The 16697-nt window shown below is 49.9% G+C and carries 12 protein-coding genes and 1 pseudogene; 8 read left to right on the top strand and 5 right to left on the bottom strand.

Features of this window, described 5'->3' with window-relative positions:
- Nucleotides 1–9 precede the first annotated feature (9 nt).
- From QMZ64_RS08630 to QMZ64_RS08615, 4 genes are all read right to left on the bottom strand, one after another.
- Nucleotides 10–2631 carry a DUF2309 domain-containing protein gene (locus QMZ64_RS08630; RefSeq protein WP_301441241.1) on the bottom strand — a complete coding sequence of 874 codons (2622 nt, stop codon included), beginning with the start codon at nt 2629–2631 and terminating at the stop codon, nt 10–12.
- Complete coding sequence (locus QMZ64_RS08625) at nt 2628–4160, bottom strand: NADH dehydrogenase subunit 5 (RefSeq protein ID WP_265627549.1); 1533 nt, start codon at nt 4158–4160, stop codon at nt 2628–2630. The genes QMZ64_RS08630 and QMZ64_RS08625 overlap by 4 nt, the downstream gene beginning before the upstream one ends.
- 173 nt (nt 4161–4333) lie before the next feature.
- Nucleotides 4334–4708, bottom strand: coding sequence for a Na-translocating system protein MpsC family protein (locus QMZ64_RS08620; RefSeq protein ID WP_016886253.1), 375 nt, complete (start codon nt 4706–4708; stop codon nt 4334–4336).
- Between the two features lie 270 nt (nt 4709–4978).
- Nucleotides 4979–5530: a DJ-1 family glyoxalase III gene (locus QMZ64_RS08615; RefSeq protein ID WP_265627548.1), complete on the bottom strand. Its 552-nt coding sequence runs from the start codon at nt 5528–5530 to the stop codon at nt 4979–4981.
- Nucleotides 5531–5741: 211 nt separating this feature from the next.
- Between QMZ64_RS08615 and QMZ64_RS08610 the strand changes: the two genes are divergently transcribed.
- The 5 genes from QMZ64_RS08610 (at nt 5742) to QMZ64_RS08590 (ending at nt 12254) form a co-directional block, all read left to right on the top strand.
- Nucleotides 5742–6716 carry a thiamine pyrophosphate-dependent dehydrogenase E1 component subunit alpha gene (locus QMZ64_RS08610; RefSeq protein WP_301441240.1) on the top strand — a complete coding sequence of 325 codons (975 nt, stop codon included), beginning with the start codon at nt 5742–5744 and terminating at the stop codon, nt 6714–6716.
- 21 nt (nt 6717–6737) lie between these two features.
- Complete coding sequence (locus tag QMZ64_RS08605) at nt 6738–7772, top strand: alpha-ketoacid dehydrogenase subunit beta (RefSeq protein ID WP_265627547.1); 1035 nt, start codon at nt 6738–6740, stop codon at nt 7770–7772.
- On the top strand, nt 7762–8922 hold the full coding sequence (locus QMZ64_RS08600) for a dihydrolipoamide acetyltransferase family protein (protein ID WP_301441283.1): 1161 nt from the start codon (nt 7762–7764) through the stop codon (nt 8920–8922). The genes QMZ64_RS08605 and QMZ64_RS08600 overlap by 11 nt, the downstream gene beginning before the upstream one ends.
- A gap of 18 nt (nt 8923–8940) precedes the next feature.
- Complete coding sequence (lpdA, locus tag QMZ64_RS08595; RefSeq protein WP_301441239.1) at nt 8941–10317, top strand: dihydrolipoyl dehydrogenase; 1377 nt, start codon at nt 8941–8943, stop codon at nt 10315–10317.
- A gap of 101 nt (nt 10318–10418) precedes the next feature.
- Complete coding sequence (locus QMZ64_RS08590) at nt 10419–12254, top strand: sigma-54-dependent Fis family transcriptional regulator (RefSeq protein WP_301441238.1); 1836 nt, start codon at nt 10419–10421, stop codon at nt 12252–12254.
- On the opposite strand, the pseudogene QMZ64_RS08585 reads toward QMZ64_RS08590, so the two are convergent.
- Nucleotides 12251–12579, bottom strand: a pseudogene (locus tag QMZ64_RS08585) (YnfA family protein). The gene QMZ64_RS08590 and the pseudogene QMZ64_RS08585 sit on opposite strands and share 4 nt — an antisense overlap.
- Nucleotides 12580–12761: 182 nt before the next feature.
- On the opposite strand from QMZ64_RS08585, the gene glvA reads away from it, so the two are divergent.
- From glvA to QMZ64_RS08570, 3 genes are all read left to right on the top strand, one after another.
- The gene (gene glvA / locus QMZ64_RS08580; RefSeq protein WP_265627543.1) at nt 12762–14111 is read left to right on the top strand and encodes a maltose-6'-phosphate glucosidase; all 1350 of its coding nucleotides are present in this window, start codon (nt 12762–12764) and stop codon (nt 14109–14111) included.
- Nucleotides 14112–14218: 107 nt separating this feature from the next.
- Complete coding sequence (locus QMZ64_RS08575; RefSeq protein WP_265627542.1) at nt 14219–14989, top strand: MurR/RpiR family transcriptional regulator; 771 nt, start codon at nt 14219–14221, stop codon at nt 14987–14989.
- A 15-nt stretch (nt 14990–15004) separates the two neighbouring features.
- Nucleotides 15005–16597, top strand: coding sequence for an alpha-glucoside-specific PTS transporter subunit IIBC (locus QMZ64_RS08570; RefSeq protein ID WP_265627541.1), 1593 nt, complete (start codon nt 15005–15007; stop codon nt 16595–16597).
- The last annotated feature ends 100 nt before the right edge of the window (nt 16598–16697 follow it).

Genomic DNA, 16697 nt, shown 5'->3' with positions numbered 1-16697 from the left:
CATTTCACCTCATTTATTTATCGTGTTTGTCCAGTTCTTCCATTTTCCCTCCGGGTTAATAGATGCCAGGTGGATCCATCCGTTCTCGGCTTTTTGCCGGAAGCTGTGATCGCGGTCAAGAAGACGTTCGATAGCATCATCCGGCGCTTCGATCACGATCAGAAGCCTGAGAGGCGCATGATATATTTCGTCATCCGACCGCATGACGGACTGCCACGGGAGGCCGGCCAAAAGATCGCTTGCATTTCCTTGCATGACGCCGAGGCCTGAAGTGACGGTTTGAGTTGCTTTATTTCCGCTTCCATAATAATGCGGTGCAACGGTAGACGCGTAATATTGCAGATTGATCCATTGGGCTACTGTTCCAGGCCCTGAAATGATGCCGCTGAGGATGGAGCCGTCTTCATCATTCCGCCAGTCATAGCTGTGCAGAAAAGCCCTTCCTTCAAGATCGGCTCCGCGTGTAAGCCGGCGTGTGCCGATGATGAAGGAAGCATTTCGGGCCAGCCCCCATTCGGGGCGGACTTCGCTCCAATCTTCGGCGAAGCGCTCAACTTCATTCCGCGGATTTTGGTAGCCGAGCTGCGGCAGCTCTTCTAAGCGTTCGGCTCCGACGGTACGGCTCACATCGGGAAGTACCGAGTTGATGCGGTCGAACGCTTGTTGAGCTTTAGACGGAAGCTCAGGTACATAGAGCCATTGCAGTTCATCCAATGTTGTAATATGCTCTGCGGCGGCGAATACCGTATCATCCGGAATAAAAATGCCGTCGGAGCGGAGTCTCTGTCTGACGCTCGGAAGGTTGCATAAAGCGGCTAGGACGCGTGCGTTGAAAGCGCCTGATGCGCCTCCGCAGGCGCCGCAGTCCAGTGCCGATGCATAAGGGTTATTCGTGCTTCTGCTGCCGTGCCCGCAAATGACAACCAGCGGAGCGAACCGGTCAGTGATCCCCATCATCTTTAATGCCTGTCTGGCATAGGCGGCTTTTTCTTCTTCTGTAAATCCGACCGGAATGCCGGTTTCAGATGTTTCCATGCGATCAAGCGAGAGCTTTGCCTGAGGCTTCTTCAGCCATGTTTTCCGCGCATTCCGGAAAGCTTGCCCGGCTGCGCGGGGGACCAGGCTGCGCGCGGCCATTTGCACGCTCAGCCACGGCCCGCTCACTTCGGGAAGCAGCATACCCGCCAATAGATTCTGTTTCATCGTTTTAAAGGCGGAGCTCAGCGAGGATGCTGCTTTTTTATGTTCTTGATACGATTTGAAACTTGATTCGTCGGCCGTTTCATTTACTCGATGCTGAGGTTTAAGGATGACAGGCAGAGAGCTGTGAGTGTGCTTAGTGCCAAGCTCGCACGTTTCGATTGCCAGATTGAAAAAGCCCGCTGTTCCATACGTTTCAAAAGGGCCTGACTTTTCCAATGCCCGTCGGAACGGCTCTGAACGGACATCAATACAAAATGCAAGCTGGGCCAGCGCCGCTTCACTTTTGGCGGCAGCGGCAGGTTTGTTTGCCGTGATGAGATTCCTTACCTCAGCGGCGTATGAGTGTTCCCACGCTTCCAGCCAGATGCGCCTGCGCGTTAGATCATCAAAGCGGCGGGCGAGTGTTAATCTCGCTTTTTGCTCTGCTGCTGAAAGTTTGAGCCATTCGTCAGGCGTCAGGCCGCCCCAATGCAGCCAGGCCGCAATCAAAGGAACGACCAGCATCTCTTTTTCAGGTTTTGGCTTAGACAGCGGCAAATAAGGTTCAATAAGCATCCATTCCATTGAAAGCCGGATGGCCAAATACTCGAGCAACAGCCCTTGTTCGTCCTGCGATTGCTGGGAACGCCAAAGCATCATCCCGGCCCATCCCGGAAGAGAGAGCAAATGAGCTTCAAGATATGCCTGAACGTCTCCATCAGAAATATCAAGCGCTCGGAGTGCTCTTTCCATCGCGTCCCGCGGCTCTTCCGGCCACCCTTTCAGTCGTTGGCGTTCCGCTCGCGCCAGGGCGGGATCATGTTCAATCAGCTGCCGCCAAGCGCTGTAAAACCCTTTCTCGCGATGCGGAAGCCGCCATGCCGATTGTGATTCATCGAGAAACAGCTTGCACCATTTAATCACATGATGATCAAGAAGGTGAGCGGTTTTCTGTCCGGCAAAAACGCTGAGCGGTTTGATCAAGCGTGTTTTTTGATCATCGATTGTCCCGCGCGCCACTTGTTTGGCAAGCTTTTCGACTTGCCGGGATCTCAAGAGCTGTTCAGGGATTTCGTCCAGCTTGAGCGCGGCTTTGCAAAACGCTTCCGCTGTTTCCCTCTGCATGCCGGGCTGATGTGAATCGAGCCAATGCGTCAGCTTTTTTTCAAGAATGGCCTCATCGATTTCTCCCCGTTGTTTTGCGGAGCGGAAAATGGAGGACTTTGGGTATATATCAACATGAAGCTGCTGTTTAAGCTGCCGGGCCGTCTGTTCAAATGTCTGTTCTTCAAGACCCATCCACGGATGGCGCGCGGCAAAAGTTTCAATCGGCCAAAGCGGCGCAATGACCCGTGCTGCTGATTGAACCGATTCATCAATATTAAAGTCCGCTGTCTGATGTTCATATTTGAAGATCAATTGTTTAGACAATGTCGGTGCTGCTTTCATGATTGACGACCTCCTTGAGTAAGATATTGGTCAAGATAATTCGGCCGTTCTTCGACCGATTCAAAATGCGGCTCACCCGTTTTTACAAGACGCAGATAGAGTGCGCCGGACCATGCAAAGCGCTGCCGAACGATCAAGGCGCCGGCCGCACTGCCGGCTAACAAAACGACTGCCGTTAAAACGGCCGCCATTGCAGGCGGCTGCGCCCCTTGTACAACAGCTTCCTTCAGGAGCCCGTGTAAACCGGAATGAATGATGGCAAACGCGAGTGAAGCCCCCGTTAAAATGAAAAGCCCGGCTATTCGTGTGACGCGTCCGTAATTGGCTGTGACAAGCTGTCTCCAAGCAATGAACAGTGCCCAGCCTAAAACAAGGGCGCTGATCAATTGATAGCCATCGTCAGCAGCTGAAACCCAGATTCCGATGACGACAGTAAGAGCAAAGACGCCGCCTATCATGTTCCAGAAAAGAGCCGGTCTGCCCCGTTTAGATGTGAACGATTCATAACGGCGCACCGCTGATCCGGCTTGGAGGAAAAGGGCGGCTTTGAACAGGCCGTGTAACATGAGGTGAATAACAGCCGCAATATAGGCCCCTAATGCGCATTGGACGAGCATAAAACCCATCTGCGCGACCGTTGAAGCTGCGAGCTGCCGCTTGTAGTCCGTCTGGACGATCATCATGCCCGTTCCGAGCAAGACGGAAAAAACGGCGGGAACAAGCAGAATAAGCTGCAGCCCATCACCATTGAACATCGGTGCGAAACGGGTCAGCATGACGCCGCCTACATTTACGAGTCCGGCGTGCATGACCGCGGAAACGGGAGTCGGGGCGATTGCAGAATCGAGCAGCCAGCGATGAAACGGCCACTGTGCCGCAGGAATCATCACCGTTAAAATGATAAGGAGGCCGATCCCGGTTTTCTCCCATGAGCTGAGCTGTGCTAGGCTTTCCTCCGCTATGGCGGAGGAAAGCTGCCAGTGACCTGTCGCGAGAGACAGCCAAAGAGCGGCGGCTGCTATCGCCAGCCAGCTGAGCGCAAAGATCCGGCCCGCATATAAAGCGGCATTTTTGGCCGCTTGCCACGCTCTGTTTAAGCCGATTAGCGCGGTCAAGCCGAAAAGCGTGATACCCCAGCATAAGAGGAGCCAGCGAAGATCATCGTTCAGCCAGGCGCATGAAGCGCCTCCTGTCGTAAGCGTCAGCAGCACAAAAAATTTACGGTAGGAGCGGTCACCGAACAAATACCGGACAGAGTAGCGCTGGACGATGAAGCCGATGGTCAAGACAAAAAAGGCGATTAACCAAGCAAGCGAATCCAAGCGCCACGGAGCTCCAGCTTGCCCGGGATTCACCGTTATCAATGCTGTCAGCGCGGCAAGCGGCGGCAGGGCGATGATCTTAGCGTGAATCCGTACATATGCCAATGGAACCTTTCGATTCAGGACGAGCAGTGCGCTGAACAAACAAAGCGCAAGCGACGCGAAAAATATTTTCAGCCAAAATAAAGAATCTAGCAGATCAAACATCCGGCATCCCTCCGTCGGGATGATGGAAAAGAACATACTGTTTCATGTCTTGCCTTCCTTTCTGAAAACGTAAAAAAGCCGGTATATTCAGGATCGGCCCATTTAGCCAATCTTTCTGAATGATACCGGCTTATCTTTAACTCATGTTCATGCTTTAAAGATCTTCCGTTTTGCTATGCCAATTTTTTTTGCAGGTCGTTTGCCAATTTAAATACCATGATCCGTTCGCCAGTGCGGGTGCTGATATCCGTGTGAAAGCTGATCGTCTCTTCACCGGTCAGCTCCTTCATTATGCGGCTCAGTTGTTCTATACCCGATTCCACCAAACCGGAGCGGGTTCTTTTAATTGACAGCAGGCCTTCTTTTGTACTGCAAAGTTCGTATTCGGCGGGTGTCAAAATACCGTTCAGGGAAATGATGACCATGTTTCTGAGAATATCTGTTTTAACAGACACGGACCCGCGGCCCAAATAGTCTTTTTCCCATTGGGTTAAGGTTTTGCTGATCTCCGCCTCCAAAGACCCCTTCGTCACTTTCTGTTTTTTCAATGTTATATCCTCCTGAAAAACGGTATATTTCTTTTCCTTATACACGGCAGGTAGGGAAAATGAAATATACCGTCCTATCAAAATGTTAATGTCATGCATGGTAAGGTTGCTTTTTCACGCGACCATAATGGGATTATAGCCGAATGCTAAAGCTCTTTTGCATGAGATTACAATTATTGATTTTACGGAATTACTTTTTAAATATCATATCTTTTAAGATTTATGATGTCAATACCGTTCTTTTATTGGATAAAAAAGAGGAATGCCGTCTTAGCAGACTAGCATTCCCTTGGCAACTGCATCGGCTTTTTCTTTGCCGTTCAGCAATTCGGCAAGCTTGAGGGCAAATGGAATCGTGGTCGCCGGGCCTCTGGACGTAATGATGTTTCCATCCACGACGACATTTTCATTTGCAGTGACCTCCGCTCCTGTCAAATATTCTTCAACTCCGGGATAGCAGGTCGCTTTTTTTCCGCTGACAAGCCCCGTTTTTCCGAGCGTCATCGTTGCGGCGCAGATGGCGGCGACATATTTTCCTGCATCCGCCGCTTCTGTCAGCGTCTTGTGCAAAGCTTGGTGTTCCAGCATTTTTTTGCTGCCTACATTTCCGCCCGGAAGAATCAGCATATCCGCTTTTTGAAAATCAGCATCCTCAAACATGACGTCTGCCTCGACGACAATGTCATGCCCGCCTTTCACGCTGCGGGATGGATCAAGCGAGACGGTGACGGTCTCGACTTCAGCCCTCCGTAAAATATCAATCGTTGCTATCGCTTCGATTTCTTCAAATCCGCCGATTAAAAAAACATACGCTTTCTTCATGAGAATAACCTCCTTCGTCTCTACCGTTCATTCTAACTGCGGCAAAGACATTTCCGCAACTGATGAAGTAGACAAATTGAGACACCTGTCTCGTTTTGTCTCTTATTTTGGAAGGATGTCCGCTTGAAAAGAGCTTCATGTTTGCGTCGGAGAGTTGGCACGATTTTTGCATCATAACGTGTGAGTAAAAAAAGACAGGAGGTTTTTTCATATGGAAGAGGCACTGACAAAGGAAAAGGCGGTGTGGATGTATCAAAAAATGCTGGAAATCCGCCATTTCGAAGATCGGGTTCATCAGCTGTTTGCTAAAGGAATACTGCCGGGTTTTGTCCATCTTTACGCCGGAGAAGAAGCGGTTGCTGCGGGCGTCTGCGCTCATCTGAATGATGAAGACACCATCACGAGCACACACCGCGGCCATGGGCACTGCATTGCAAAAGGGTGCGACTTGAAAGGGATGATGGCCGAGATATACGGAAAATCTGCAGGACTTTGCAAAGGAAAAGGCGGATCAATGCATATCGCAGACTTTGACAAAGGGATGCTAGGCGCAAATGGAATCGTCGGCGGGGGATTTCCCTTGGCCTGCGGAGCTGCCCTCACTGCAAAGTATAAAAAGACTAAAAATGTAAGCGTTTGCTTTTTTGGTGACGGCGCCAACAACCAAGGGACGTTTCACGAAGGGATCAATCTTGCCGCCATTTGGAAGCTGCCTGTCATATTTGTCGCCGAAAACAACGGGTATGGCGAAGCGACGCCGTTTTCCTATGCGTCAAGCTGCGAATCGATCGCAGATCGTGCGGCCGCCTATGGGATTCCTGGCATTCGCGTGGATGGAAAAGATGCGGCCGCGGTTTTCCAGGCTGCGGGCCGGGCGATAGAGCGTGCCAAAAACGGAGAAGGACCGACGCTCATTGAGTGTATGACATACCGGAACTACGGTCATTTTGAAGGAGATGCCCAGCGCTACAAAACAAATGAAGAAAAGGCGGTGCATCAGGAAGAAAAAGATGCCATTGCCGCGTTCAAAAGCGAATTGCTGGCAAAAGGGCTGATGAGTGAAGAAGAGCAGTCGCGGATTGAAAAAGAAGTTGAAGAAGCGGTCAAGGAAGCGGTTGCATTCAGCGAAAAAAGCGCTTATCCGGAAGAAAACGAACTGCTGACAGATGTATATGTATCCTATTAATTCATGAAGGGGGAAGGAAACATGACGAGGGAAATCAGCATGTCAGCCGCATTGAATGAAGCGATCAAACTTGCGATGAGAAAGGACGATCACGTCATTTTAATGGGGGAAGATGTCGCAGGAGGAGCGAATGTCGATCATCTGCAGGATGATGAAGCATGGGGCGGTGTGCTCGGCGTCACGAAAGGGATTGTTCAGGAATTTGGACGGGAGCGCGTCCTTGATACGCCGATCAGTGAAGCGGGGTACATCGGCGCAGCCATGGCGGCGGCTTCAACAGGTTTAAGGCCGATCGCGGAATTGATGTTTAACGATTTTATCGGAACATGTTTGGACCAGGTGCTGAACCAGGGAGCGAAGTTCCGCTACATGTTTGGCGGCAAAGCGGAAGTTCCGATTACGATCCGGACGACCCACGGCGCCGGCTTTAGGGCAGCCGCCCAGCATTCGCAAAGCTTGTATGCCCTATTTACAAGCATTCCCGGCCTGAAAGTGATTGTGCCGTCGACCCCGTACGATGCGAAAGGCTTATTGCTTGCTGCGATTGAGGATCAGGACCCGGTTATCTTTTTTGAAGACAAAACGCTGTACAACATGACAGGCGATGTGCCGGAAGAATATTACACGCTGCCGATCGGAAAAGCCGATATCAAGCGGAAAGGCGCTGATGTAACGATTGTCGCAGTCGGCAAACAGGTTCATACGGCGCTTCAAGCGGCGGAACAGCTCTCAGCGCGGGGAATTGAAGCCGAAGTCCTTGATCCGAGGAGTCTTTCGCCGCTTGATGAAGAGGCTGTCCTTTCATCTGTAGAAAAAACAAACAGGCTTGTGATCGTTGATGAAGCCAATCCGAGATGCAGTATCGCCGCGGATATCGCATCATTGGCGGCAGATAAAGGATTTGATTCGCTTGACGCACCGGTTAAAAAGGTGACGGCTCCACATACGCCGGTGCCATTTTCACCGCCTCTTGAAGACCTGTATTTGCCGACACCGGAAAAAGTGGTGAACACCGTGCTTGAGATGCTAGGAGAAACCTCAGCACATACAGTGTAAAGATTGGAAAGGAGAGGAGAACATGGCTGTCGAGGTTGTCATGCCGAAATTGGGAATGTCGATGAAAGAAGGTACGGTTTCCGTCTGGAATAAAAAAGTCGGTGAAGCCGTTGAAAAAGGAGAAAGCATTGCCAGCATCAATTCCGAAAAAATCGAAATGGAAATCGAATCTCCGGCAAACGGAACCGTGTTGGACATCAAAGTGTCCGAAGGAGAGGGAGTGCCGCCGGGAACGGTCATCTGCCAGATCGGGAATGAAAACGAACAAACGCCGGAAAGTCAAACAAAACAGCCGGATCCCCCGAAAGAACGGATTAAAATTTCTCCGGCTGCACGCAAAATCGCGGAAAGCGCAAATATAGACGTCAAAACGCTGAAAGGCACAGGGCCCGGGGGGAGAATTACGAAAGCGGATGTGCTGCAGGCGCTTCCCGACAGGCCGAACAAGCAGGCGGATCAGGCGGAAGATCGTCCCCCGGCAAGCCCGATGAGGAAAACGATTGCCGCAAGAATGACGGAAAGCCTGCAAAACAGCGCCCAGCTGACGATTACGATGAAGGCGGACATCACGAAATTAACAGCCCTGCAAAAACAGCTTAATGAAACAGCCCAATCCAGGTATGATACAAAGCTGACGATCACTGATTTTGCCGCAAGGGCAGCTGTTTTTTCGCTTTTGGATCATCCGGCCATGAACAGCGTTTATCAAGACGGAAGGCTTGCGACCTTTGAGCATGTTCATTTAGGAATGGCGGCCGCTTTGGACGAAGGCCTGGCCGTTCCCGTAATCCGCCATGCCGAGCGGCTCCCGCTGATCGATCTGGCCAAAAAAATCAAATGGTACGCCAAAAAAGCGCGGGAAGGCCGGCTTCTGCACGACGAAATAGAAGGATCGACATTTACGATTACAAATCTCGGCGCATATGGTGTCGAGCACTTTACGCCGATCTTAAATCCGCCGGAAACCGGGATACTCGGAATCGGCCAAATGTATTCGGCCCCCGTCTATCAAGACGGAGAACTGACAAAGGGCGCCATTCTGCCGCTCAGTCTGACTTTTGATCACCGCGCGCTTGATGGTGCGCCTGCTGCAGCATTCCTTTCAGATGTAAAAAAATATTTGGAAGATCCTGCATCGATTCTTTTATAGAGAGAAGGTGGATAGACTGTGACACTCGCGATTATAGGAGGGGGACCTGCGGGTTACGTGGCCGCGATTACAGCCGCCAAGAATAGCAGAGAAGTCATCCTGATTGAAGATGGCCCCCTTGGAGGGACATGTTTAAATGAAGGGTGCATACCGACAAAAGCGCTTCTTGAGAGCGCCGCTATGTTCGAGAAAGTAAAGTCCGCAGGCGCATTCGGCATCGGGCTGTCAGGCGAAAGCCCGACGGTTCAGTGGGAGGCCGTCCAAAGCCGTAAAAGAGAGATCATTCAGCGGCTTGCCGGGGGTATTAAATATTTGATGAATAAAAATAAAATCAAGGTGCTGCAAGGAAAAGCATCGTTCTTGTCGGAACACGACATACTTGTTGAAAAGGACGGAAAACAGGAGGTCATCAATGCCGGGCATGTGATTATAGCGGCAGGAGCGGAACCTGCCGCACTGCCTTTTGCGTCTTTTGACGGGAACTGGATCATCCACAGCGGAGATGCCATGTCATTGCCGTCCATCCCTGAAACGATTTTTATTATCGGCGGAGGAATCATCGGTTGTGAATTTGCAAGTATTTACAGCAGGCTGGGGGCGAACGTAATTATAGCCGAGCAAGCGGAACAGATTTTGCCTGAAGAAGATCCGAATATTGCCGCTTTTCTCCACACAAGACTCGAAGAGTCCGGCGTTCGTGTTTTCACATCTGTACAAGTGGAGCGTCTTGATCCTGCCCGGCAGCGCGTCTTTCTGAAAAATGGCGATGACAGCTTTAATATTCAAGCGGATCGATGTCTGGTCGCCGTCGGCCGAAAACCGAGAACGGCTGATCTGATGCTTGAGCATATCGGAGTCCAATATGACAGGAAAGGGATTCAAGTCAACCAGCATATGCAGACAAACATTCCGCATATTTATGCGTGCGGGGATATCACAGGCGGGATCCAGCTGGCGCATGCCGCTTTTCACGAAGGAATCGTCGCCGCATCCCATGCTTCAGGCAAAGACATGCAGGTCAACAGTGAAATCATTCCGCGCTGCATCTATACCTCGCCTGAGATCGCAAGCGTCGGCTTAAATGAAAAAAAGGCGAGGGAGCGCTACGGGGATGTTCGTATCGGTGAATTTCCGTTTTCTTCAAACGGAAAAGCGCTTATTTTAAATGAGGCTGCCGGTAAGGTCAAGATCATAATAGAGCCGGAGTATCAGGAAATTGTCGGGGTTTCGATCGTAGGTCCGGGAGCAACCGAACTGATCGGCCAGGCAGCCGTGATGATGCACGCTGAGCTGACGGCAGACACAATGGAGCACTTCATCGCGGCTCATCCGACTCTTTCGGAAACGATTCACGAAGCTTTGCTGCAAGCCACAGGTCAGGCGGTTCACTGCTGAATAATGGAAAACTTCGCACAGCAGGTAAGTGCGGAGTTTTTTTATCGATATTGAAAGCGCTTTTATAATATAATGAGGAAAAAGCATTAGGAGAGGATGGAATGAATCCGACGCCCTGCTATTTAAATACGTGGAAACGCTTTGTTCAGGAGGGGCTCCTTGACCAGGCCCGCTTGAACAAAAGAGTCATGGAATCATGGTACCGCTGCAAAAGCCGAAATGTAAATCCGTATTTAGATAAAGGACAGTCAATTTTAAAAAAGGATTTATTCAACGCTCAAAAAAAGAAACACTCGTTATTCCTCGATATCGCCCTGCCTTATTTACACAATATCAGCCGTGAATTAAAAGAGTCGGAAATGATGGCGCTCCTGATCGATGCCGACGGGTACGTATTGAGCTTGGCCGGATGCCTGAGGACGCTTGAAGAGGCGAAAAAAATCAATTTTGTTGAGGGGGTGCGCTGGACGGAAACAGAAGTCGGCACGAACGCCATCGGAACCGCACTTGAAATCGGCGAAGCTGTCACCATTCACGGGACCGAGCATTTTTCGGTGGCATCCCATCATTGGAGTTGTTCTGCTGCACCGATTCGCGATGAAGACGGCACTGTTATGGGTTTGATCGATATTTCCTGTCTCACGGATAGAAGGCATCCCTTTATGCTTGGGATGGCTGCTACTGCCGCACACGCCATCGAGCGCGAGGTCAGCGTACACACGAAAAAAAACGAAGCCGAGCTCATCAGCCATTGCCTTGAAAAAATCGATTCGGATCAGCCGTTTATCGTCTGCAATGAAAAAGACAAAATCGTAGCTGCGAGCAGACCGGTGCGGGAACGTTTTTCCGACTGGAGGAGAATGGATGTCAATGATCTGTATGAGCGCGGGTTTACGGGCGTGCACAAGCAGCCGATTTTCTCCGCCAAAGACAGGAGGCCCCTCGGAAAGTCGATGGCACTGGCTGAAGTGTCCCGCAAAAAAACAGCTCCATCACTCGTATCCCGTTTCATCTATCCGGGAGAAACAGGAACAAGCCGGGCGTTTCAGCAGGCGCTTAACGACATGAGGCTTGCGGCTCAGACGGATGCGAATGTATACATATGGGGGGAGACGGGCTCCGGAAAGGAACTTGCCGCACGGGCCATTCATCAGGCAAGCGCCCGGAGAAACGGGCCTTTTATCGCCGTCAACTGCGGCGCCATTCCTGAAAGCTTGATGGAGAGCGAATTGTTCGGATATGCCGAAGGCGCATTTACAGGAGCAAAGCGCCGCGGTTCAAAAGGGAAGTTTGAACAGGCTCACCGCGGTACGATTTTTCTCGATGAAATCGGTGAGATCCCTTATCAGATGCAAGTGGCGCTTTTAAGGATCATCGAAGAGCGGAAGGTCACTCCGATCGGCGGAACCCGTGAAGTTCCCCTCGACATCAGAATCATCACAGCAACACACCGTGATCTGAAAGATCTTCTCCAAAAAGGAATGATACGTGAAGATCTGTATTACCGCCTTCATGTTTATCCGGTAAAAATACCTCCGCTCAGAGAGCGCAAAGAGGACATACCTGATTTGTTCCGCCACTATCAACAGCAACACGGATGGAAGGCCGAGTTTCCGCCGGTTTTTTTCAAGCGGCTTCAAGAATATCACTGGCCTGGTAACATCCGTGAGCTCTTTAATACGTTTGAAAGGCTCAGGGTTTTATTTCCGGACGGCGGGCTGATCGATCCGTCCCAATACAGCGCGGTGCTGGACGGACTCCATTGGAAAAGCGGCGCACCTTCTGAAGAAGACCGGCTCACATTCAGAGAACGTGTTCAAAAACAAACGATGATGGAAGCTTTGCAAAAAACGAAAGGAAATGTGTCCGAAGCGGCCAAGGTGGCCGGAATTCCAAGAAGCACATTTTACAAGCGGCTTCGAAAGTATAACCTTTAACCTCTCGGCGCCCAAAGCATGACGCTGACTCCGGCTAAACAGATCACAGCCCCGGCCCAATCATAGAGGTCGGGGGTTTTTTTGTCCACCAGCCAACCCCAAAGCACAGCCAGAATAATAAATACGCCCCCGTATGCGGCATAGACGCGCCCGAACGATGGAAACGCCTGAAAAGCCGGGATTACGCCGTAAATGATTAAAGTCAGCCCTCAGGCTATCCCGTACCACAGCGGTTTGGCTTCCCTCAGCCACAGCCATACGAGATAGCCCCGCCGATTTCAGCCAAGCCCGCCAGCAAAAATAAACCGATTGCGATCAGCATCAACAACACACTCCAATTCAGTTAATTGCCTTTATTCTACACGACATGAAACGGCCGGGAAAGTTCCCGTTTTTCGGGAAAATAAACAGAACGCGAGTATAGGAACTGTCTTTGCCGAACCAGTTGGAACCGCTCCTTCAGCATGATATAAGTAAATTGTAAACGCTTATAAGGGGGCTTTAAAAATGGATAAAACGTATTCGATTGTCATTGCAGGCGGAGGAAGCACATTTACCCCGGGGATTGTATTGATGCTCTTGGACAATTTGGATGATTTCCCGATCCGACAGCTGAAATTGTATGACAATGATGGGGAGCGGCAAGACAAGATAGCCGGCGCCTGTGAAGTGTTGGTTCGAGAAAGGGCTCCACACATTCAATTTTTAGCGACAACCGATCCGGAAGAGGCGTTTTCCGATGTTGATTTTGTCATGGCTCATATCAGAGTCGGCAAATATGCAATGCGCGAGCTCGATGAAAAGATCCCTCTGAAATACGGAGTCGTCGGCCAGGAGACGTGCGGACCCGGAGGGATTGCGTACGGAATGAGGTCGATTGGCGGCGTCCTTGAGCTCATTGATTATATGGAAACTTATTCACCTGATGCGTGGATGCTGAACTATTCAAACCCGGCTGCAATCGTTGCCGAAGCGACGAGAAGGCTGCGGCCGACATCAAAAGTGCTGAACATTTGCGATATGCCGATCGGTATCGAAGACAGGATGGCACAAATTCTCGGGCTGTCATCACGGAAAGAGATGGTCGTCCGTTATTACGGTCTTAATCATTTTGGCTGGTGGACGTCAATTTGTGATAAAAACGGCAATGATCTGATGCAGGCGATCAAGGAGCACGTCGGGAAGTTCGGCTATATTCCTGAACATGAACATGAAAAGGCTGAGGCCAGCTGGAACGACACGTTCAAAAAAGCGCGGGAAGTATATGAACTCGATCCTGAGACGCTTCCAAATACGTATTTGCAATATTATTTTTATCCCGATGACATGGTGAAAAAATCAAACCCTGAATTCACGCGGGCGAACGAAGTAATGGAAGGGCGGGAAAAATTCATTTTCGGCGAGTGTGAAAAAATCGCAAAAGCCCAATCCAGCGCCGGCAGCAAAATCAAAATTGATGACCATGCTTCATATATTGTCGACCTTGCGCGCGCCCTTGCTTTTAATACCGGTGAACGGATGCTTTTAATTGTTGAAAATAACGGAGCGATCCACAACTTCGATTCATCGGCGATGGTTGAGGTGCCTTGCATTGTCGGCAAAAACGGACCGGAGCCGATCACAATCGGCAAGATACCGCAGTTCCAAAAAGGGCTGATGGAACAGCAGGTGTCTGTTGAAAAGCTTGTCGTTGAAGCCTGGATTGAAAAATCGTATCAAAAGCTTTGGCAGGCACTGATTTTGTCGCGGACCGTGCCGAATGCAAGAACAGCCAAACTGATTCTCGATGATCTGATTGAAGCGAACAAAGCATATTGGCCGGAGCTCTCCGCGGAACATCTTCAGCCGTCGCTTTAAGAATGAAAGCGCCTGGGCTCCTGAGCCATACCGGCCAGCCCAGGCATATCTCCCATTTATTCTCGTATTTTATATAATAGAGACAGAGAATAAATGGGGTGAAAACGATGCAGTTGGAAGAATTAATGAACAAGCATTATAAAAAATTGAACGAAAATGACTTTCATGTTTTGAAATATATTTTGAACCATCAAGACACTTGCTACAAGCTGGGCATCAACGAATTAGCAAAGAAATGCAACGTGTCCCGCACATCGATTTTAAGACTTTCTCAAAAATTGGATTTCAGCGGGTACAGCGAGTTCAGGGTGTTTCTGAAATGGGAGGCTGAGAAACGGGAAGAAGAGCGGGAAGATTGCCGTTCCTTTGAAAGCCTCATGAGGGATATGGAAGCAAGCATGAAGTATTTGAAAAATACGGATTTGCGCAAGATGTGTCAGCTCATTGATGAAGCAGACCGCATTTTTGTCTATGGTTCAGGTACGGCTCAGACGACGTGCGCTTATGAACTGCAGCGAATGTTTGTTTCTCAGCACCGTTATTTGACGGTGATCAAAGATCAAATCGATTTCGACATCATGTTTCCTGATTTTAGCCCGGCCGATCTGATCATCATCATTTCGCTGTCAGGAGAAACCCCGTCGCTGATTCCGCAGGCACAGTCTCTGTCGGCAAAAGGCATTCCTTTTATCTCTTTGACGAATTTGAAAAATAATCTGCTCGCCCAGCTCACTCCTTACAATCTCTATGCGCCGAGCCAGACGGTGACGGTTTATCCAAAAACGGAGCTGACTGCTTTTGCGCCCTTTTTTCTCGTTGGGGAAGCGCTGTTTCGCAGCTATGTCGACTATGCTGAAGAAAAGAAAAATCAGGAATAACAGGGGGGATTCGCATTGATGCAAAAAGTACAGCGATTCGGAAGCGCTATGTTTGTGCCGGTTTTGCTATTTGCCTTTGCCGGGATCGTCGTGGGCCTCAGCACATTATTTAAAAATGAGCAGCTGATGGGATCGCTCGCCCGTCAGGACACCTTTTGGTATCAATTCTGGTATATCCTTGAGGAAGGCGGCTGGACTGTCTTCAGGCAAATGCCGCTATTGTTTGCGGTCGGAATTCCGATCGCACTGGCGAAAAAAGCGCAGGCGCGGGCATGTTTGGAAGCGCTTACTACCTATCTGACCTTCAATTATTTTGTCAGCGCCATTTTGACTGTATGGGGAGATGTTTTCGGTGTTGATATGACACAGGAAGCCGGAGGAACAAGCGGGCTTGCGGAAATCGCCGGCATCAAAACCCTTGATACGAACATTATCGGGGCGATTCTGATTTCATCGATTGTCGTGTATATCCACAACCGCTACTTTGATAAGAAGCTGCCCGATTTTTTAGGAATATTTCAAGGCTCTTCATTCGTCGTTATCATTTCATTCGCGATCATGCTTCCGGTAGCGCTTGCGACCGCGTGGATTTGGCCGATGGTGCAGGGCGGCATTGCGTCGCTGCAAAGCTTCCTTGTCGCCTCAGGAGCCTTCGGTGTATGGGTTTACACATTTTTGGAAAGAATTTTGATCCCTACAGGCCTGCATCACTTCATCTACACGCCATTTGTTTTCGGTCCGGCCGTAGTTGAAGGCGGAATTGTCACCTATTGGGCGCAGCATCTCAGCGAGTTTTCGGCAAGCTCTGAGCCGTTGAAAGAGCTCTTTCCTCAAGGCGGATTCGCGCTCCACGGAAACTCTAAAATTTTCGGAATTCTGGGGATCGCGCTCGCAATCTATGTAACAGCCAAAAAAGAAAAGAAGAAAATCGTTGCCGGTCTGCTGATTCCGATCACGCTGACAGCGGTGATTGCGGGGATCACGGAACCGATCGAATTTACGTTTTTGTTCATTTCGCCGCTGCTGTTTTTCGTACACAGTCTCTTGGCCGCGACGATGGCAACCTTGATGTATGCTGCAGGAGTGGTCGGAAATATGGGCGGCGGTTTAATCGAGATTTTAACGCTCAACTGGATCCCTCTGTTTCATCAGCATGGCAGCACTTATGTTTTTCAAATTTTGATCGGCTTGTCTTTCACCGCCATTTACTTCTTCGTATTCAGGTTCTTGATTGTAAAATTGGATATTGCCACACCGGGGCGTGAAAAAGACCAGCAGCAGGAGACCAAATTTTATTCGAAAAAAGATTACAAGGCGAAAAAAGAGTCCGAAAAAGAGGTTTCTGCGGCGCAAGAAATGGATGAAACCGATCAGGCGGTTCTTTGCATCAAAGCGCTCGGCGGAAAAGAAAACATAGCTGAAGTGACGAATTGTGCGACAAGACTGAGAGTCAGCGTGTATGACGAATCGAAAGTGGAGCCGGACAGTACGTTTAAGTCCTTTGGCGTTCACGGTGTCGTCAGAAACGGAAAAGCCTTGCAAATTATCATCGGTCTTTCTGTTCCGCAAGTTCGTGAAAGGGTTGAGAAGCTGCTGGATCAATCATAATTGTGCCGGGGAAAATAGCATCTCCTGAAACGACAAATGCAAGTTGCGGAGACTTGCATGTACGATTGGGGGATGCTCTTTTGATGCAGAGACAAGCTAA

The organism is Bacillus sp. LB7 (assembly GCF_030449715.1).
In the GTDB taxonomy this organism is placed as follows: Bacteria; Bacillota; Bacilli; order Bacillales; family Bacillaceae; genus Bacillus; species Bacillus paralicheniformis.
Note: the sequence above shows the minus strand (reverse complement) of the source record. Positions and strands in the feature narration are given on the sequence as shown.